The sequence below is a fragment of the Pseudooceanicola endophyticus genome, from assembly GCF_018760365.1.
GTDB classification, from domain to species: Bacteria; Pseudomonadota; Alphaproteobacteria; order Rhodobacterales; family Rhodobacteraceae; genus Pseudooceanicola; species Pseudooceanicola endophyticus.
In genome coordinates this window covers 211,266-229,546 of the sequence record NZ_JAHIAB010000003.1, presented here as the reverse complement: position 1 = coordinate 229,546, position 18,281 = coordinate 211,266, and the positions used below count along the sequence as shown (strand labels likewise).

General features: G+C 69.3%; 17 protein-coding genes. 5 read left to right on the top strand and 12 right to left on the bottom strand.

What is annotated here, in order from left to right; genetic code table 11:
* The first annotated feature begins 51 nt into the window (after window positions 1–51).
* Together KM176_RS07415 and KM176_RS07410 are read left to right on the top strand one after the other, a co-directional pair.
* A complete protein-coding gene (locus KM176_RS07415) occupies window positions 52–564 on the top strand; it encodes a molybdopterin-dependent oxidoreductase (protein WP_160892936.1) in 513 nt (170 codons plus the stop codon).
* A 73-nt stretch (window positions 565–637) separates the two neighbouring features.
* Window positions 638–2,857, top strand: a complete 2,220-nt coding sequence (locus KM176_RS07410; RefSeq protein WP_215558766.1) for a hybrid sensor histidine kinase/response regulator — start codon at window positions 638–640, stop codon at window positions 2,855–2,857.
* Here the strand turns inward: KM176_RS07410 and KM176_RS07405 are convergent.
* The 9 genes from KM176_RS07405 to KM176_RS07365 form a co-directional block, all read right to left on the bottom strand.
* Window positions 2,854–3,600 (bottom strand): maleate cis-trans isomerase family protein, encoded by a 747-nt coding sequence (locus tag KM176_RS07405; RefSeq protein WP_160892932.1) that lies wholly within the window; start codon window positions 3,598–3,600, stop codon window positions 2,854–2,856. The genes KM176_RS07410 and KM176_RS07405 overlap by 4 nt on opposite strands.
* Entirely contained in the window at window positions 3,597–4,757 is a 1,161-nt protein-coding gene (locus KM176_RS07400) for a M24 family metallopeptidase (RefSeq protein WP_160892930.1), read from the bottom strand. The genes KM176_RS07405 and KM176_RS07400 overlap by 4 nt, the downstream gene beginning before the upstream one ends.
* Window positions 4,754–5,794: a pyridoxal-phosphate dependent enzyme gene (locus tag KM176_RS07395; protein WP_160892928.1), complete on the bottom strand. Its 1,041-nt coding sequence runs from the start codon at window positions 5,792–5,794 to the stop codon at window positions 4,754–4,756. Before KM176_RS07395 ends, KM176_RS07400 begins: the two co-directional genes overlap by 4 nt.
* A gap of 48 nt (window positions 5,795–5,842) precedes the next feature.
* Window positions 5,843–6,148 (bottom strand): ATP-dependent Clp protease adapter ClpS, encoded by a 306-nt coding sequence (gene clpS / locus KM176_RS07390; RefSeq protein WP_160892926.1) that lies wholly within the window; start codon window positions 6,146–6,148, stop codon window positions 5,843–5,845.
* Between the two features lie 94 nt (window positions 6,149–6,242).
* Window positions 6,243–6,878, bottom strand: coding sequence for a nucleoside/nucleotide kinase family protein (locus tag KM176_RS07385; protein WP_160892924.1), 636 nt, complete (start codon window positions 6,876–6,878; stop codon window positions 6,243–6,245).
* A gap of 187 nt (window positions 6,879–7,065) precedes the next feature.
* The gene (locus KM176_RS07380; RefSeq protein WP_160892922.1) at window positions 7,066–8,532 is read right to left on the bottom strand and encodes an aldehyde dehydrogenase; all 1,467 of its coding nucleotides are present in this window, start codon (window positions 8,530–8,532) and stop codon (window positions 7,066–7,068) included.
* 9 nt (window positions 8,533–8,541) lie between these two features.
* Window positions 8,542–9,579, bottom strand: coding sequence for an LLM class flavin-dependent oxidoreductase (locus KM176_RS07375; RefSeq protein WP_160892920.1), 1,038 nt, complete (start codon window positions 9,577–9,579; stop codon window positions 8,542–8,544).
* Window positions 9,580–9,630: 51 nt separating this feature from the next.
* Window positions 9,631–10,431: an alpha/beta fold hydrolase gene (locus KM176_RS07370; protein ID WP_160892918.1), complete on the bottom strand. Its 801-nt coding sequence runs from the start codon at window positions 10,429–10,431 to the stop codon at window positions 9,631–9,633.
* Entirely contained in the window at window positions 10,403–11,005 is a 603-nt protein-coding gene (locus tag KM176_RS07365) for an amino acid synthesis family protein (protein WP_160892916.1), read from the bottom strand. The genes KM176_RS07370 and KM176_RS07365 overlap by 29 nt, the downstream gene beginning before the upstream one ends.
* A 101-nt stretch (window positions 11,006–11,106) precedes the next feature.
* Here KM176_RS07365 and KM176_RS07360 point away from each other — a divergent pair, with 101 nt between their 5' ends.
* Together KM176_RS07360 and KM176_RS07355 are read left to right on the top strand one after the other, a co-directional pair.
* On the top strand, window positions 11,107–11,799 hold the full coding sequence (locus tag KM176_RS07360; RefSeq protein WP_160892914.1) for a GntR family transcriptional regulator: 693 nt from the start codon (window positions 11,107–11,109) through the stop codon (window positions 11,797–11,799).
* On the top strand, window positions 11,796–12,083 hold the full coding sequence (locus tag KM176_RS07355) for a DUF1330 domain-containing protein (protein WP_160892912.1): 288 nt from the start codon (window positions 11,796–11,798) through the stop codon (window positions 12,081–12,083). The genes KM176_RS07360 and KM176_RS07355 overlap by 4 nt, the downstream gene beginning before the upstream one ends.
* 18 nt (window positions 12,084–12,101) lie before the next feature.
* Here the strand turns inward: KM176_RS07355 and KM176_RS07350 are convergent, their stop codons facing one another.
* Complete coding sequence (locus tag KM176_RS07350; protein ID WP_160892910.1) at window positions 12,102–14,513, bottom strand: plasma-membrane proton-efflux P-type ATPase; 2,412 nt, start codon at window positions 14,511–14,513, stop codon at window positions 12,102–12,104.
* A gap of 300 nt (window positions 14,514–14,813) precedes the next feature.
* Between KM176_RS07350 and KM176_RS07345 the strand changes: the two genes are divergently transcribed.
* Window positions 14,814–16,049 carry an NAD(P)/FAD-dependent oxidoreductase gene (locus KM176_RS07345; RefSeq protein ID WP_160892908.1) on the top strand — a complete coding sequence of 412 codons (1,236 nt, stop codon included), beginning with the start codon at window positions 14,814–14,816 and terminating at the stop codon, window positions 16,047–16,049.
* On the opposite strand, the gene KM176_RS07340 is transcribed toward KM176_RS07345, so the two are convergent.
* Window positions 16,046–16,792 (bottom strand): alpha/beta fold hydrolase, encoded by a 747-nt coding sequence (locus tag KM176_RS07340; RefSeq protein WP_160892906.1) that lies wholly within the window; start codon window positions 16,790–16,792, stop codon window positions 16,046–16,048. The genes KM176_RS07345 and KM176_RS07340 overlap by 4 nt on opposite strands.
* Window positions 16,789–18,267 carry a MocR-like pyridoxine biosynthesis transcription factor PdxR gene (gene pdxR, locus KM176_RS07335; protein ID WP_160892904.1) on the bottom strand — a complete coding sequence of 493 codons (1,479 nt, stop codon included), beginning with the start codon at window positions 18,265–18,267 and terminating at the stop codon, window positions 16,789–16,791. Before pdxR ends, KM176_RS07340 begins: the two co-directional genes overlap by 4 nt.
* Window positions 18,268–18,281: the final 14 nt, after the last annotated feature.

Below are 18,281 nucleotides of genomic sequence, written 5' to 3'. Positions count from 1 at the left end.
TCGCCAACCGGCCCCGCACGGGCCGGCCCGTTCCCAGCAAAGAGGCCCCGCATGTTCCGAACCGCCCTGCTTCTGGCCGCGCTTCTGCCGGCTTCCCTGCTTTGCGGCCTTTCCGGGATCCCCCCCGCCGCCCACGCCGCGACCGAGGCCCCGCCCCAGGACGCGGTGCTGCTGACCGTGACCACGCCTGCCGGCGTGACCCGGCTGGATCGCGCCGCGCTGAACGCGCTGGAGGCTACGGAATTCACCACCTCGACGATCTGGACCGAGGGGCCGCAGACCTTTCGCGGCGTGCGCATGACCACGCTGCTGGCGCATCTGGGCATCACCCGCGGCGCCGTGCACCTGACGGCTGCCAATGACTACACCATCACCATCCCCGTGCAGACCTTCCGTCCCGACGGGGCGATCCTGGCCTACAGCCGCAACGGCGCCCCCATGAGCCTGCGCAGCAAGGGGCCGCTCTGGATGGTCTACCCCTATGATTCCTCGCCGGATTTCCAGACGGAGGTCATCTATTCCAATTCCATCTGGCAGCTCGAACGCCTGTCCGTGACCGAGTAGACCCGGTGTCGTCGGCCAGCTTCCGCTCCGTCGGGCCTGCCGAGCGCCCCCGCCCGTGACCGCTCCGGGCCCCTTGCGCGCGCCAAGCGGCAGCGGCCTCGATACCGGCGTGGTGCGGCTGGGCGTACTGGGTCTGATCCTCGCACTCTGCCTCGGCGTCATCCTCTACCTGCTGACCGATGTCCGCGAAAAGCTGACCGAGCTCGGTTCGTCCCGGCAGGACAACATCCAGTGGACCCTGACCCAGCTCGAGGTCGAGTTCCTGAAGTTCGAAACCGCCATCATGGAGGCGCAGCTGGCCCTGGCGCCGACGCCGCAGCCCCCCGACCCGGCCCATCTGGCCGAGGTCAGGACGCGCTACGACATTCTCTACAGCCGGTTCGAGACCCTGAGCCGGGGCCGCGCCTACCTGCAGGCGCTCGGCGACCCGTCCGTCACCGTCAGTTTCGACGCGATCCGGGCGCGGGTCTATGGCATGGTGCCTCTGATCGACGGCGCCGACACCCGGCTGGCCCGCGCGCTGCCGGACCTGCACGGCACGCTGACCGGAAGCCGGCAGGAGATCCGGCGCATCCTGTCCATCGCCAACCAGGTCATGGTGGCCCAGTCCGACCGCGCCCGCGAAGGTGTCTTCCAGGTGCTGCGCGGCCTGGCGCTGGCAACCCTGGGACTGATCACCGTGCTCTGCGCCATGGTGGTCCTGTTCCGGCAGCTGGCGCTGATCGCACGGCGCCGCCTGGACCAGGGGCGCGAGGCTGCCGCGCGGCTGGAAACCATCTTCCGCACCTCGCGCGATGCCATCGTCGTGCTGGATCCGGACGGCCATTTGCGCAGTGCCAACCGGGCGGCACAGCTGATGTTCGGCTTTTCCGAAGCGCAGATCCGCGAGGTCGCCGCCGGGGACTTCCTGCGTCGCGAGGATGCCCTGGAACCCGTGCGCGGCGCCGACCTGTTCGAGGCCTGCGCCGGCGGTGCCCATACCGGCTACCGGCTGTCGGGCTACCGCGTCGACGGCGGCCGCTTCCCGATCGAGCTGTCGATGACCGCCACCGACAACGACGGGCCGGTGCTTGTCTGCGTGATCCGCGACATCTCCCACCAGGTCGCCATCGAGGCCCAGCTGAAGGCCTCCCGCGATCAGGCGCTGGCGGGCGAACGGGCCAAGGCGCGGTTCCTCGGCGTGATCAGCCACGAGATGCGCACCCCCCTGAATGGCATCCTCGGCACGCTCGACCTGGTGCAGGAAGCCCCCGACAGCAGCGACTGCACGGCCTATCTCGGGGTGGTGCGCAATTCGGCCGAGACGCTTCTGCAACTGGTCAACGACGTGCTCGACATCACCCAGATCGAGGGCGGGGATGTCACCATCCACCGCGCCCCCTTCAACCTGGACGCGCTGATCGACGACATCCTGACCAGCGAGAAGCCGCGCGCGATGAAGGCCGGCAACCGGCTGTTCCGCAGTGGCCTGACCCAGGCAGGCTGGGTCACCGGGGATGCCACGCGGCTGCGCCAGGTGCTGCTGAACCTGGTCTCCAACGCGGTCAAGTTCACCGAGGGCGGCGAGATCGAGGTCACCCTCGCCCGCGAGGAAACGCAGATGGTCTTCCGGGTCCGCGACACCGGCATCGGCATGAGCGCCGAGGAGCGCGAACGGATCTTCGACGATTTCGTGCGGCTGGACGGGGCGGTGCACCGGCAGATCCAGGGCACCGGTCTGGGCCTGGGTATCGCGCGGCAGCTGACCCTGGCGATGGGCGGGCGGATCTCTGTCTCCAGCCGACCGGAGGTTGGCAGCCTCTTCACGCTGGAACTGCCCCTGCCTGCCGCCGCCCCGGCCCGTCCGGACCGGCGCGAGGATCTGCCGGTGGCGCAACGTGCCCTCGACATCCTGCTGGTGGAGGACAACCCCACCAACCGCTTCGTCGCCCGCCGGATGCTGGAACGCGACGGCCACCATGTGACCGAGGCCGAGGATGGCGCGCAGGGGGTGGCCGCCAGCGCGGCGCAGCGCTTCGACGTGATCCTGATGGACGTGTCGATGCCGGTGATGGACGGCTACGAGGCGACGCGGGCGATCCGCAGCGGTCCCGGCGCCTCGGCGGACAGCCGGATCGTCGCGCTGACCGCCCATGTCGGCGGCGACATTGCCGAAAGCCTGCGCGCCGCCGGGATGGATGATGTCATCGCCAAGCCGATCCGCGCCCAGGTCCTGCGCCGCCTTCTGGCCGAGGCCGCCTGCGACGGCCCGCAATCCGGACGCCGCCAGGGCCGCCGCAACGAGGCCGGCTAGGGCTGCGGCGCCGCAAACAGCCGCCCCTTGGCCCCGGGGCCGGGCGGCAGGCCCGCCAGGCGCAGCATGTCCCAGGCAAGCACCGGGTTCGAGGCCAGCACCGGCAGGCCCAGCCGCGCCTCCAGCGGCGGGATCACATCAAGGGTGCGCAGGTTGGTGCAGGACAGGAACAGCGCATCCAGCGCCGCGCTTTCGGCCAGCGCCAGAGCCGCCGCAGAAATCGAGGCCGCATCGATCCGCGCCACCCGCGCCTCTTCCGCCACCTCGAAGGAACCGAAGACCGGCGTGTCGATCCCGGCCTCTGACAGCACCGCACGCAACCGCCCCGAGACCGCGGCCACATAGGGAGAGAGCAGACCCAGCCGGCGCAGGCCCATATGGCGACAGGCCGCGATCAGCGCCGCAACCGGGTTGGTCACCGCCGCCGTCGCGACGCCCCGGGTGATCTGGGCTGCCACCGCCGCCGATCCGATCTGGGCCGCGCCCGACGTGCAGCCATAGCCCACGACGGAAAGCGGCAGAGCGCGCGGGAATAGCCCCGCCGCCCCGGCCAACCCACCCTCCATCGCCGCCAGGCTCTTGGGGGTGACCTCCAGGCCCGAAGGCACACGGCTGACCAGCAGCTCGGCGCGCGCGGGCAACAGGCGGCGGAAATCGGCCTCGATGGTCTGGTCGGATTGCAGCACGATCAGCCCCAGCGGCGCGGGCGGCGGCGCAGTCAGGGTGAAGGTCAGCGCGCTCATGCCGGGATCTGCACGATCTCGGGGGCGGCGGGCGAGGTCAGCCAGCACATGCCGGTTTCGGTGATCACGATATCCTCCTCATGCACCATCAGCTTGCCGCCGGGCAGCGCGATGCCGGGCTCCAGCGTCAGCACCATGCCGGGCTCCAGTACCGTGTGATCCTCCGGGATCAACGAGGGCGCCTCGGTCAGCTGCATGCCCAGCCCATGACCCAGCCGACCGGCATCCGAGCCCCCGGCGCCCCCCGTGACGATCCGGTCCATGGCATGGAACAGGTCGGCGACCGTGGCCCCGGGGCGCGCCGCCTCGGCCCCCGCGCGCGTCGCCTCGACCAGCCGGGCATGGGCGCGGGCGACCTCCGGCGCAGGCGAGCCAAGGCTGAAGTTGCGGTCGAAGTCGCAGAAATAGCCGGCGTGAACCAGCCCGGTGTCCAGCATCAGCACATCGCCCGCCCGCAGGGGCGCTTCCGTCGCCGGAGAGATCACGTCGGCATAGCCCCCCGGCGCCGCCGCGCCCGCCAGATAGGGCACCCAGTCCGCCCCCTGCCGCAGCCCCTCGATCTGGAAGCGGCGGAACACCTCGGCCAGGGACAGACCCGGGCGGACCAGCGCGGGAACCTCGGCAAAGGCGCGTCCGGCGATGGCGCAGGCGGTGGCGATACGCTCGATCTCGGCCCCGGATTTCACCATCCGCAGGCGGCGCAGCAGGCCGCCATCCCCGGTCAGCCTGCGCGCGCCCAGCGACGTCGCCAGCCGGTGGTAACTGTCCATCGGCATCCGCAGATGCGTCTCGGGCCCGCTGGGCAGCCCGATGGCTGCGCGGGGGCCGGTGCACTCTCTCAGCGTCTCGGCCAGCAGGCCGATGCCGTCATCGCGGTAATCCGGAGAGCGCCAGCTGCGGATATCGCGGATCCAGCCGCGCGCCATCAGCGCCACCCCGATGGACGGGATCACCGCCACCGGGTCGCCCGAGACGGGCACCACCAGGAACCAGGGCCGCGTCGGACTTTCCCAGAACCGGGTGAGGAACCCCGAGAGATAGCGCAGCTCGGGCTCGGTCGTCAGCAGGAGCGCCTCAAGGCCCGCCTCGGCCATGGCGCGCTGGCAGGCGGCCAGCCGGGCGCGGTGCTCGGCCTCGGGGAAGCCGCCGGGGATCATGGATCGGCCTGTTCCGACAGGATGCAAAGCACCCGCGCCGCGGCATCAAGGCCCGGGACCGCCGGTCCCGCCGCCAACAGCCCGGCCAGCCCCGCCACCCCCGAAGGCGTCGAGGGCAGACCGGCCCGCGCCACCCGTTCGCTCGCCTCGGCCGCCTCGGCCTCGGTCAGCGTCAGGAAGGCATCGGCATCCCGCGCCAGGCCCTTCAGCGCGATCAGCGAGGGCACCTTGCAATCGAGCCGCCCCATGATCGACACCGGCCCCTTTGTCGTCACCGCCCGGCCTGCCCGGACCGAAGCGACCAGCGCCGGCGCGGCTTCGGGTTCGACCACGGTGATCACCGGCGCATCGCCCCAGGCGGCGCGCATATGGGCCGCGGCGGCGGCGGCCAGCCCGCCGACCCCGGCCTGCAGGAAGACATGGCTGGGGGGCACCGGCATCTGCGCCACGGCCTCGGCCGCCAGCACCAGATACCCCTCCATCAGCCGATGCGGCCGCGTCACGTAGCCGGGCCAGGAACTGTCCGAGACCAGCTCCAGCCCCTCGGTCCGGGCGGCTTCGGCGGCAGCGGCCATGCTGTCCTCATAGGTGGTCCCGGCGCGGCGCACCTCGGCGCCCTCGGCGGCCAGACGGGCGGCAAAGCCCTCGGGCACGGTTGCGGAGAGGTAGATCACCGCCCTGGCCCCGAAGGCCGCGGCACCGGCGGCCAGCGAAAGCCCGTGATTACCCGCGCTGGCGGTGACATAGCTGCGCCCCGTCACCGGCCCCTCGGCAGCATCGCAGGCCACCACATAGGCGGCGCCAAGCGCCTTGAAACTGCCCAGCCCCATGCGGGCCCGTTCATCCTTGACGTAAAGCCCCGCAACTCCGGCCTGGCGGGCCAGCCCGGGCAGTTCGACCAGGGGGGTGGCGCCGGCACGGGGGCAGCGGGCCATCAGGGCGCGCGGCGGGCCGGCATCCTGCGCGGGAAACGGGATCTCGGCCAGGGCGGGATCGTCCAGGCCATGTCCGCGATGGGGATTGATCATGATCTGCATGACGCCAGAGGGGCACGACAGGCGCCCCCGCGTCAACCGCCGCGCACCCTACTCCTCGCGTTCGGTGGTGAAGGCAAGCGGATGGCCGGCCCGGCGCCCTTCGTCATTGGCGCGCAGGCATTTTTCCTCGGCAATCTCGCGGGTGAAGACGGCGACCACGCAGGCGCCGCGCTGATGGGCCGTCATCATGACGCCCAGGGCCTCGCCCTCGGTCATGCGGAAGATCGCCTTCAGCACCGTCACCACGAAGTCGCGCGGCGTGAAGTCGTCGTTCAGCAGGATCACCTTGTAGAGCCGGGGCCGCTCGGCCCGGGTGCGGGTCCGGGTCTTGAGCTGGGGAATGGACGGAGCCATGGCCTGTCCCTCCTTGGCGGGTCTGTTCCGCCCCATTGTGCCAGAAAAGCCCCCGCCCCGGCCAGCCCCCGGCCCCGCAGCGGCACCGGCCTGCCTAAAGCGACAGCACCAGATCGGCCCCCGCGCTGTGCCCGAGGACGAAACGGGCGTTGGGAATGTCATTGCCAAGCGCCCGTGCCCGCGCGCTCTCCCGGCTCAGCCCGTGGTCCAGCCAGCGTTGCGTCAGGCGGCGTTCCAGCTCTTCCAGCGGCGGAGAGAGCAGCACGCGGGCATCGAATTGATCCCGCAGCTTTTCCCAGGGCGCGGCGCTGCACAGCAGGTAGTTGCCCTCGGTCACCACGATGCGGGTGCGGGCCTCCAGCCGTCCGGCACCGGGGCGGCTGCAATCGGCGGCCCGGTCGAACAGCGGATATTCAAGCGGGCCGTCATCGGCACGCACCCGGGCGATCAGATCCAGATAGCCCTGGGCGTCGAAGGTCTGCGGTGCGCCCTTGACGGCGCGCAGGCCGCGGGCGTCAAGCTCTTCATTCTCAAGGTGGAATCCATCCATCGGCAGCAGGGCCGCCTGCCCCGGCTGCACCGCGTCCAAAGCACGCACCACGGCACTGGCCAATGTCGACTTGCCGGCACCGGGCGGCCCGGCAATGGCCAGGATCACCCGCTGTCCCGCCCGCGGCACCGCCGCCAGCAAGGCCAGAACCGCCGAGGTGTCTACTGCAAGGTCACCCATTTCTTTCCCCCATCCGCGGCATCACCCATACTGCAACACCGCGTTGCACAGGATGACCGGATGGGTCCTGCCATGCAATAACGCCAACGTCGAATGCAAGGGCGGGATCAGGGGCGGACCGGAAAAGATCGGCCTTTCCGGCCCGCCTTCGGCCCGAAGCCGGCGGCGGACCGGATCGCCCCGGCGGTCAGCGCATCACGAAGGGATCGGGAATCGGGTCGTCCGACAGCCGCATCCAGACCGTCTTGACCTTGGTGTACTCCAGCGCGGCGGCCAGCCCGCCCTCGCGGCCATGCCCCGAGAGGCCGGAACCGCCGAAGGGCGCGATGGGAGAGACCGCGCGATAGGTGTTCACCCAGACGATCCCCGCGTCGAGGTCGCGCATCATCCGGTGCGCCCGCGTGAGGTTCGTCGTGAAGACCCCGGCGGCAAAGGCGTAATCCGTGCCATTGGCCAGTTCCAGCGCCTCGGCCTCGGTCTCGAAGGTCTGGAGGGCGAGGACCGGGCCGAACAGCTCCTGGCAGATCACCGGCGCCTTCGGCGCCTTGCGGCAATCGAGGATCGTCGGCGGATAGTAGCGGCCCGGACCCTCGGGGATCACGCCGCCGGTCAGCAACCGAGCGCCCTGCCCGACCGAGGCATCGACCACCGCCTGGATCTTCTCGCGCTGGCGCAGGGTGCAGAGCGGCCCGACTTCGGTCTCCATCTCATCGGGGGCGCCGATGCGGATCGCCTCGGCCTTCTCGCGCAGGCGGCAGGCGAATTCATCGGCGACACTGGCCTGCACCAGCAGCCGCGAGCCGGCGGTGCAGCTTTGCCCCGTCGCCGCGAAGATCCCCGCCACCTGGGCATTGGCCGCACTGTCGAGATCGGCATCCGCGAAGACGATGAAGGGCGACTTGCCGCCCAGCTCAAGCGAGGTCACGGCGAGGTTCTCGGCGCTGTTGCGCACGATCTGGCGGGCGGTCTCGGGGCCGCCGGTGAAGGCCACGCGGGCAACCTTGGGATGGGTCGTCAGCACGGCACCGCAGTCCGCGCCAAAGCCTGTGATCACATTGACCACGCCGGGCGGGAAGCCCGCCTCGTGCACCAGTTCCGCGAAGGCCAGAAGCGGCGCCGGGCCTTCTTCCGAGGCTTTCAGGACCACGGTGCAGCCCGCCGCCAGCGCCGGGCCCAGCTTGACCGCCGAGAGGAACAGCTGGCTGTTCCAGGGCACCACTGCCGCCACCACACCCAGGGGTTCGCGGCGCAGCGTGACCTCCATGTCGGGCTTGTCGATCGGAAGGCTGGCGCCTTCTATCTTGTCGGCAAGGCCCGCGTAATAGCGGTAGTAATCCGCCACATAGGCGATCTGGGCCGAGGTCTCGCGGATGATCTTGCCGGTGTCGCGGGTCTCCAGCAGCGCCAGCCGCCGGGCATCGCGTTCGACCAGATCGGCCAGCCGCATCAGCAGCTTGCCGCGTGCGGTGGCGGTCAGGGCGCGCCAGGCCGGGGCCTTCAGCGCACGCGCAGCCGCCTCGACCGCGCGGTTGACGTCCGGCGCACGGGCCTCGGGCATCTCGGCCCAGACGGCGCCGGTGGCGGGATCGGTGCTTTCGAAACGGGCCGAGCCCGGCTCGAAGCAGCCGTCGATATAGTGTTGGAACTGTTCCATTCGGTCCTCTCAGGCGAAGGCGGGCATGACCTCTTCGATGAAGCGGGTAAGGGAGGCCTTCTTGCGTTCGAAGCTCATGCCGGTGTCGATCCAGAAGGAATATTCGTCAAAGCCCTGCGCCTCGTAGGCCTTGAGGCGGGCGATCACCTCGGGGGCCTCGCCGACGACGCAGTTCTGCCGCATCCCCTCGGCCGAGAACATCGGGTTGGCGGCGATCTCCTCGTCGCTCAGGGTCTCGATCAGGCCCTGGGTGACGGGGCGCTGGTTTTTGAACCAGGCACCGAAGTAGTTGTAGAAGACGTTGATCTCTTCGGCGCCAAGGTCGGCATCGGCGGCGCTGTCGGCCACGTAGGTGTGGCGCAGCAGCATGATCCGGGGGCGCTTCACCTCGGGATGGGCGGCGCAGGCGGCGTTGAAATTGCCGATCAGCGTGTCGACCTGGGAGTCCGGCGCGGCCAGCGGCGTCACCTGCACGTTCCAGCCGTTCCTGACCGCGAAGTCGTGGCTGGCGGGTTCGCGGGCGGCGATCCAGATCGGCGGCCCCTCCGGTTGCAGGGGCTGGGGCGCCGAGGTGGTCGCGGGGAACTGCCAGTAGGTGCCCTCATGGGCATAATCGCCCTTCCAGAGCGCCTCCACCGCGGGCACCATCTCGCGCAGACGCTCGCCGGCGGTGACGGCATCCATGCCGGGCACCATGCGTTCGTATTCATAGGAATAGGCGCCGCGTGCGATGCCAAGTTCCAGCCGGCCCCCGGTCAGGATGTCGGTCATCGCGGCCTCGCCGGCCAGGCGGATCGGATGCCAGAAGGGCGCGACCACGGTGCCGGTGCCCAGCCGCACGTTCTTCGTGCGCCGCGCCAGATCCACCAGTTGCAGGAAGGGGTTGGGCGCGATGGTGAAGTTCATGCCGTGATGTTCGCCGGTCCAGATGGCGTGCATTCCGCCGCGATCGGCGATCTCGCACAGCGCGAGGTATTCCTCGTAAAGCTGCTGCTGGGGCTGTTCGGCGTTCAGGCGTTCAAGGTGGATGAAGAGTGAGAATTTCATGGGCGGTGTCCTTCGGACGGGATCTGCAATTGGGGCCATGCGCCCCGGCGGTCAGCGGGTGACCAGATCCAGCCCGTGCCAGCACAGGATCGCCGCGCTGACCTCATCGGGCGCGGTCATCGGCACCATGTGGCGGTGCCCCTCGATGATCTTAAGTTCCGCGCGCGGCGCGGCCTCGGCCATGGCGCGGGCCATGGCGGGGGTGGAGTTCGGATCGCCATCCGCCGTCAGCACCAGCACCGGGCAGGACAGCTGCGCCCAGCGGTCGGCATAGGTGGCATCGCCGCGCGCGAAGGCGCCGTAGACCGTGGCATAGGCGGCGGGATCGACCTGGGTCAGCCAGCCGCGCGCCAGCGCCGCATGGGCCTGGTCGGCGGGAGAGGCATCGAACCAGCGGGCAATCGGGCCGTCGATGTCCTTTTCGCCCTGCGCCATCTCGTCGGCGCGGGCGATGACGGCGGCGCGGGCGGCCTCAGAGCGGCGGAAGACGCCGTTCAGCACAGCGAGGCGCGTCACCAGATCGGGGCGTTCGATGGCAGTGCCAGCGGCGATCAAAGCGCCCATGGAATGCCCCGCCAGGCTGACCGGACCACAATCCAGCGCCTCGATCACCCGCGCCGCCCAGGCAACGAAATCGGGCAGCAGGCTGCCTTCGGGCAAGGGATCGCTGCCGCCATGGCCGGGCATGTCCACCGCAACGACCCGCATCCGGGGCGACAGGGCGGCGATCTGCGCCGCCCAGGCCGCCTTCTGCAACCCGACCCCGTGGATCAGGAGCAGGACATCGCCCTGCCCCTCTTCCAGGATCGCCGCAGCGCGCCCGTCAGACAGCCGCAGGGTTGTCGACGTCATGACCCATGTCCTTCAGATCCTGGTACCGGTCGCCGATGCGATGATGCGGACGCCCGGCGTTGGAGGCGCCAAGGGCCACGACGATCTCGTCCTCGGCGGGGGCATCGGGGATCGCCAGCTGGATGGTCAGGTAGTGAGAGCGGCGGCCGCCATCGTTCTTGTCCATCAGCGGGATCAGCAGCGGCGCATTGGCCCCGCCCCGGGTGTTGCAGAAGGACAGGTAGGATTTCGCCCCTACCGCCTGGCGGTAATGGTTGCCAAAGCGCAGCGTGTGGATCAGCGCCGAGGCATGTTCCACCTCTCCGCCCAGGCCGACGATGGCGGACTTGCCGTAGCCCTCGACCTTGTCACCGCCGCCGCAGGTATCGATGATCATCGCGGTCAGCAGCTCGCCCAGGCCCGGGGCCACATCGGCGATGGCAGGCCGCAGATCCTCGACGAAACCCAGCCCGTACCAGGGGTTCTTGATCACCGCCACGGCGGCGACAAGCTCCAGCGGCACGGGTGCGGCCTTGCCGCCCTCGATAAAGGTGGTTTCCTTGTGAAGCAGGGTCTTGCGGATGATCGCGGGCATGAGTCTCCCTCGCATGTTGATATGCCTGTACGTTGGTATACCACAAGACCATCAGTCAATTCCCAATTGGCAGATCCGCTGCAACCGGCTAACGTGATGCCATGGAAAGCAGCACATCCCCCCTGTCCCTGAAGATCGACCAGCCGCCCCAGACCCTGCGCGAGATCGCGGTGGACCGTCTGCGCAAGGCGATTCTCGACGGGCATTTCAAATCCGGCGACCGCCTGGTGGAGCGCACGCTCTGCGACCAGATGGGCGTGTCGCGCACCGTCATCCGCGAGACCCTGCGCTACCTCGAGGCCGAGGGGCTGGTCGAGATCCAGCCCAATCGCGGCCCGATCGTGGCGCGGCTGGACCCCGACCAGGCGCGCCAGATCTACAACATCCGCCGCCTGCTGGAAGCGGATGCCGCCCGCGACTGCGCGCGCCGGGCCGATGCGGCGGTGAAGCTGAAGCTGCGCACCGCCCTGATGCAACTGGAGGTCGCCTATGCCGATCCCCAGCCCGGCGTGCTGACCCATGCCACGACGGAATTCTACCAGGCGATCTTCGGCGCCGCCGGCCACGACATCGCCTGGGAGGTGGTGCGCCGCCTGAACGGACGCATCAGCCGCCTGCGCGCGATGACGCTTTCGACCACCGACCGCCACCGCTCAGGCTTTGCGCATATGACCTCGATCTGCGAGGCGATCCTTGAAAACGATGCCGAGGCGGCGGCGGCGGCGGTCTCGGCCCATATCGACGAGGCCTCGGCGATTGCCGAGCGCCTGCTGCGCGCGGAGAGCGAACAATGACCGTCTACTGGATTGCCCATGTCACCGTGACCGACCCGGAGCGCTACAGCGGCTACATGGCGCTGGCCCCGGCGGCCTTCGCGAAATACGGGGCGCAGTTCCTGGCCCGGGGTGGCGCCAGCCAAACCCTTGAGGGCACCGCGCACGACCGCCAGGTGGTGATCGCCTTCCCCAGCATGGAGACGGCGCGGGCCTGCTACGACAGTCCCGAATACCGCGCCGCACGCGACGCGCGCGATGGCGCCTGCATCGCCCATGTCAGCCTGGTCGAGGGCGTCGCCTAACCGCGACGCCCCCCCAAATCAGGCCGTCTGGCCGTCGCCTCGGGCCAGCCAGCGGCGTACCGCGATGGCGACGAAGTTCTCGATCACCAGCCAGCACAGCGCATAGGCCCAGACCGCCAGGGCCCAGCCCCAGCCGATGGGCGCGATCAGCACGCCGTAGACCGCAAACAGCGTGCCCAGCACCTGCGTCGTCTCGGTGGTCAGGAACAGCCGCAGAGAGGGCCAGGGACGCGTCCAGACCCATTTCTCGGAGCGGGTGATGTAGAGGGTGAAATGCCCCGCTACCAGCAGCTTCAGGAAGATGATCGACTGGATCGTGTCGCGCGGCAGTTTCAGCACCGCATCAGCGAACCAGAACAGCAGGAAGGTCTCCAGCACGCCGGTCAGGCCCAGACAGGTGGCCAGTGTCAGCACCCGTTTCATCTGCCAGCGCACCGGACGATCCGCGACGCGGGTGTTGTCATAGGCGATCATCATGATCGGGAAGTCGTTCAGCAGCGCCAGCAGCACGATCATCACCGCGGTGACCGGGTAGAAGTTGAAGACCAGGATCGAGAGCGTGGTGAAGATCAGCACCCGGATCGTCTCGGAAATCCGGAAGGTGGCGTAAGAGAGCATCCGCTCGAAGATGCGGCGCGATTCCTCGACCGCTGCGGCAATGACCGACAGGCCGGTGCCGGTCAGCACGACATCGGCGGCGGCGCGGGCCGCATCGGTGGCCCCGGAAACCGCGATCCCCGCATCGGCCTGCTTCAGCGCCGGGGCATCGTTCACCCCGTCGCCGGTCATGGCAACGATATGGCCCTTGCCCTGCAACGCCTTGACGATGGCGAACTTGTGCTCGGGCAGGACGCGGGCCACCCCATCGGCGGCGTCGATGCGTTCGGCCACCTGCGCCTCAGTGCCATCAAACATCCGCCCCGCCGAGCCGATATCGGCGCCAAGCCCCAGACGCCCGGCAATCTGACGGGCAATCGCCTCGTGGTCGCCGGTGATCATCTTGATGCGCAGCCCCATCCTGCGCAGGGTCGCGATCGTCTCGGCGGCATCTTCGCGCGGGGGGTCGAAGATCGGGATCAGCCCGAGGAAGGTCCAGGCACCTCCGGCCTTCTGTTCCGCCGCGCCAAGCGCGCGGTAGCCATCGGCGGCCAGCGCATCCACGGCCTGCTCGATCCGGGTCCGCTCGGCTTCGGGCAGCGCGCAGAGGTCCAGGATCACCTGCGGCGCGCCCTTGGAAAAGCTGACCTCGCCCTCCTCAAGCCGCATCCGCGCCGACGCCCGCTTGGAGACCGGATCGAAGGGCGTGAACTCCAGCAGCGTCCCCGTCTCGGGCGGGGCATCGGCCAGAATCGCGCTGTCGATGGCATCGGGATCCTCGGCATTGCAGGCCATGCGGGCAGCGCGCAGCAGCGCGGCCTCCTCGACGCCGGCCTCGGGCTTCAGCTCTGCCAGGGTCAGCTGGTTCATCGTCAGCGTGCCGGTCTTGTCGACGCAGGCCACATCGACCCCCGCCAGCTCCTCGATCGAGACCAGCCGCGAGACGATGGCCTTCAGCTTGGCCAGCTTCTCGGCGCCCACGGCCATGGTCACCGACAGCACCGTGGGCAGCGCCACCGGGATCGCCGCGACGGTCAGGATCAGCGCGAATTGCAGCGTGTCCCAGAACGGCGTGCCCCGGATCACAGCCGTCACCAGGATCACCGCCACAAGGGCAATGGTCACCAGGATCAGGAAGTTGCCGATCCCCAGCACGGCCTTCTGGAAATGCGACTTCGTCTCGGCATTCTCGACCATGCGGGCGGTCTTGCCGAAGAAGGTCTGCATACCGGTGGCGCTGACCACGCCGCCCATCTCTCCCATGCGGATGGTGGCGCCGGAATAGGCGGTGTCGCCGGGCTTCTTCTCGGCCGGCAGGGATTCCCCGGTCAGCGCCGATTCATCCGCCGTCAGGTAGCTGCCCGAGACCAGCCGCACATCGGCGGGGGTGATATCGCCCAGCTTCAGGTGCACCACGTCGCCGGGCACCAGCTCTGCCGCCGGAACGTCCGTCCAGGCGCCATCCCGCAGCACCCGTGCCGACAGCGCCAGCTGCGCCTTGAGCGAGGCGATCGCATCCCCCGCCTTGCGCTCCTGCCACCAGTCGACGGCAGCATTGATCAGCAGCATCGCCAGGATGATCGCGAAATCCGGCCAGTCTCCCAGCACCGCCGACAGGATCGCGGCGATCTCGATCATCCAGGGGATCGGCCCCCAGAAGAAATGCTTCAGCCGGTCCAGCAGCGTCTCGTGCTTTTCCTCCAGCGCGTTGGGGCCGTATTGCTTCAGCCGCTCGGCGGCCTCGGCGGCGCTCAGACCCTGAGTCATGTCGGTGTTCAGCGCCGTATCGGGCGCTCCGGTCGCTGTTTCGGGCAAAGCTTCTGCATGTGTCATGAAGTCCTCCTTCCGCGCCCACGGGGGGCAGGCCACCCCGGGAACTGGCGTCCGGTCGGGGGCTGTCGGGAATGGCAAGTATTTCGTCACAATTATGATCATCAGCCTCGGCAGGATTTGATCGGAGTCAAGTCCGGTCAGCGGAATGGGGCGATCTCACGCAGTTGTGCGGGGCCGTGGCGTGGATCCGGGCCCGAGCGCAGGGCCGGGGGCGCTGCGGCGCAACGGCCGCTTGCCAGCGGGCGGGCCCCGAGCCTACCCTTGCCGCAAGGTCAAGATTGGTACCGGGGAGGTGGCAGAATGGCGGAATTCCTGGTCCTCGGGGCCGGCATGGTCGGGGTCAGCACGGCACTGGCGCTGCAGTCGCAGGGGCACGCGGTGACACTGATCGACCGTCGCGACCCCGGGCGCGAGACAAGCTTTGGCAATGCCGGCTTCATCCAGGTCGAGGCCGCCGAGCCCTACGCCCTGCCCCATGACCTGCGCACGCTGCTGGGATACGTCAGCGGACGCTCCAACGACGTGGTCTGGAGCCCGACCGCCGTGCTCCGTCAGGCCGGCGCGCTGCTGGGCTATTACGTGACCTCGGGACGGCGGCGTCATCGGGCGCTGTCGGTGCATTACGCCGCCCTGACCCTGCGCGCCGCCGAGGATCACGCGCCGCTCATCGCCGCCTCCGGCTCTGCCAACCTGATCGCGCGGGATGGCTATCACGTGGTCTATCACAGCCCCCGCCGGTTCGAGGCCGCCGCGAAGGATTTCGAACGCATCACAAGCAGTTACGGGCGGCTGGGCCGGGTCCTGGACGGCAATGCCTACCTGGCCGAGGAACCCGCGCTGCTAAGGCCCCCCGCCGGTGCGGTGCACTGGCAGCAAAGCTGGACCTGCGCCGATCCCGGCGGGCTGACCGCCGCCTACGCGACCCTGTTCGAGGCCCGCGGCGGGCGGATCATGGCCGGCGATGCACTGACCCTGGCACAGGAGGGATCGGGCTGGCACGTGACCACCACCGAAGGGCCCGTCAGCGCCGCGCAGGTGGTGGTCGCGCTTGGCCCCTGGTCGCCCGAGCTGCTGAAACGCTTCGGCTACCACATCCCGATGGTCTTCAAGCGCGGCTACCATGGTCATTTCGAGGCCCCGGCCCAGCCCCGCACGCCAGTCATGGACAATGCCTATGGCGTGGTGCTTTCGCCGATGCGGGCCGGTCTGCGGGTGGCCACCGGCGCCGCGCTGGTCGATCTGAACGCGCCGCAGGATCCGCGCCAGCTGGAGCGCGGGGTCGAAGGCGCCCGCCGGTTGTTCGCCATCGGCGCCCGCAAGCCCGAGACCCAGTGGCACGGCACGCGGCCCTGTATGCCCGACATGCTGCCCGTGGTCGGCGCCGCCCCCCGCCATCCCGGCATGTGGTTCCATTTCGGCCATGGTCATCAGGGCTTTACCCTTGGCCCCACGACCTCGGCCCTGCTGCTGGAAGCGATCGAGCACCGCACCTCGCCGCTGCTGGAGGCGATCTCTCCGGCGGCGCGTCGCTACTAGGGCAGCCAGCGATCCAGCAGATCCGCCAGCGCCTCGGGCCGCGAGAGCTGGGGCACGTGATCGCTGTCGATCTCGATCCGGGTCAGGTTGGCATGGCCCGTGCTCATCCGGCGCTGCGCCTCCGGCAGGACGGAACGGTCGCGCTGTGCCAGGATATACAGCTTCGGCACCGCGTCGAAAGCGGCCTGGAACCCCGGGCCGCGCGGCAGCGACAGCCGGTGCCCGGCGGCGGGCTGGGCGCTTAGCCGGGCGGCGGCGCGGGTGGCAACCTCCGGCGGGGCATCCTGGAAGAAATGCCGCACCGCCTGATCGGGCGGCACCCGGCTAAGTCGTCCGCCGGCCTCGTGCACCACATGAGGGGTGATCCCGAAGCGCTTGCCCGGCCCCAGGATTTCCTCCTGAAGATCGTCAAAGCTGCGGCCCTCGGGCAGCAGCATCCCGGCCAGCCAGATCGCCTGCGAAATCCGCTTCGGGAAAGCGGCAAGGGCAGCGCTGACCAGCATTCCGCCCCCCGAATGGCCCAGGATCGCCACCGGGCCGGGAGCCTCCCCGATCAGCGCTTTCAGCGTCTCCAGATAGTCTTCCGGCTGCACCGCTTCGGGCGGGATCGGGTGATGGCCATTGCCCGGAAGCTCGGCAGCGACGGCCTTGCGTCCACGTGCGGCCAGCGCCGGCACCAGCCCGTCCCAGACCCAGCCGCCCGCCCAGGCGCCATGCAGAAGGATCAGCCGCTCGGGTCTCATGCCTCCTCCTGCGCCTCGGCGATGGCGCGGGCGATCAGCGCCACACCCTCCTCGATCCGCGCTGCCGGGATCGAGGAATAGGCCAGCCGGTAATGCCGCTTCGCCTCCGCGCCACCGGCAAAGAAGGCCTCTCCGGGTTCAATCAGAACCGAGCTTTGCCGCAGTTTCAGCGCCACCTGCCCCATGTCCACCCCCTCGGGCGCGCGCATCCAGAAAGAGGAGCCGCCAAAGGTCTCCTCTGCCGCCGCATCCAGCAGCCCGTGGTCGCGCAGCGCCTGCTCCATCACCGCGCGGCGCTGGCGATAGCTGCGCGCCATGCGGGCGATCTGGGCGTCGAAATGGCCCAGCGACAGGAAATAGGCCGTGGTGCGCTGCATGTGCCCCGGCGGATGGCGCAGCACCATGGAGCGCAGGGCGCGGGCCTCGGTGATGAAGGGTTCGGGCGCCACCAGATAGCCGATGCGCAGCCCCGGAAAGATCGACTTGGAGAAGGAGCCCATGTAGACAACCGACCCTGCCCGGTCGAGCGACTTCAGCGCCGGCGACGGCGGCTTGAGGAAGGACATCTCGAATTCATAGTCATCCTCGACGATGACGAAACCGTCGCGTTCGGCCCGCGCCAGCAGGTCGCGGCGGCGCGCCAGCGGCATGGTGACATTGGTCGGGCAATGGTGCGAGGGGGTGGTGAAGACCACGTCGGCCTCGGGCGGGATGGCATCGGGCGGCAGGCCCCAGCCATCGACGGCAACATTGCGGATCTGGCAGCGCGACTGGTTCAGGATATGGCGCATACCGGGATAGCAGGGATCCTCCAGCACGGCGGTACGCCGCTGCGTCAGCAGGATCTGCGCAGTCATCCACAGCGCATGTTGCGCGCCCATGGTGATCAGGATCTCTTCGGGGCGCGCGGAAATGCCCCGCCGCGGCAGGATCTGGCGCAGCAGGAACTCTACCAGCATGGCATCGTCGCGTTCGTAGTGATCGGTGGCAAGGCTGTCGAAATCCTTGCGCCCCACCGCCCGGATCGCGCAGGCGCGCCAGTTGGCATGATCGAACAGCTTCGGATCGGTCTGCCCGTAGATGAACGGATAGCGGTAGTCGGACCAGTTCGCCGGGCGCAGCACCGGCATGGCATCGGAAAACCGCTGCCCCAGCTTGCGCGACCAGTCCAGCGGCACCACCCCGGCGCGGGCCTCGGGCGTCAGCACCGGGCGCTGCGGAGCGCTGTCAGACACGTAGAAACCCGACCGCCCCCGCGCCACCAGATATTCGTCGGCGACCAGATCCGTATAGGCATTGGTCACGGTGATCCGCGCCACCCCCAGATGCTGCGCCAGATGGCGGGTCGAGGGCATCTTCTCTCCGGCCAGGCAACGGCCCGACAGGATCGCCTCGGCGATGACCTGCTGGATCTGCTGCTGCAACGTGGCCTCTCGGTCACCGCTGAGAAAGAAGGTTTCGGCGGGAATGGGCATCTGGACCTATCGGG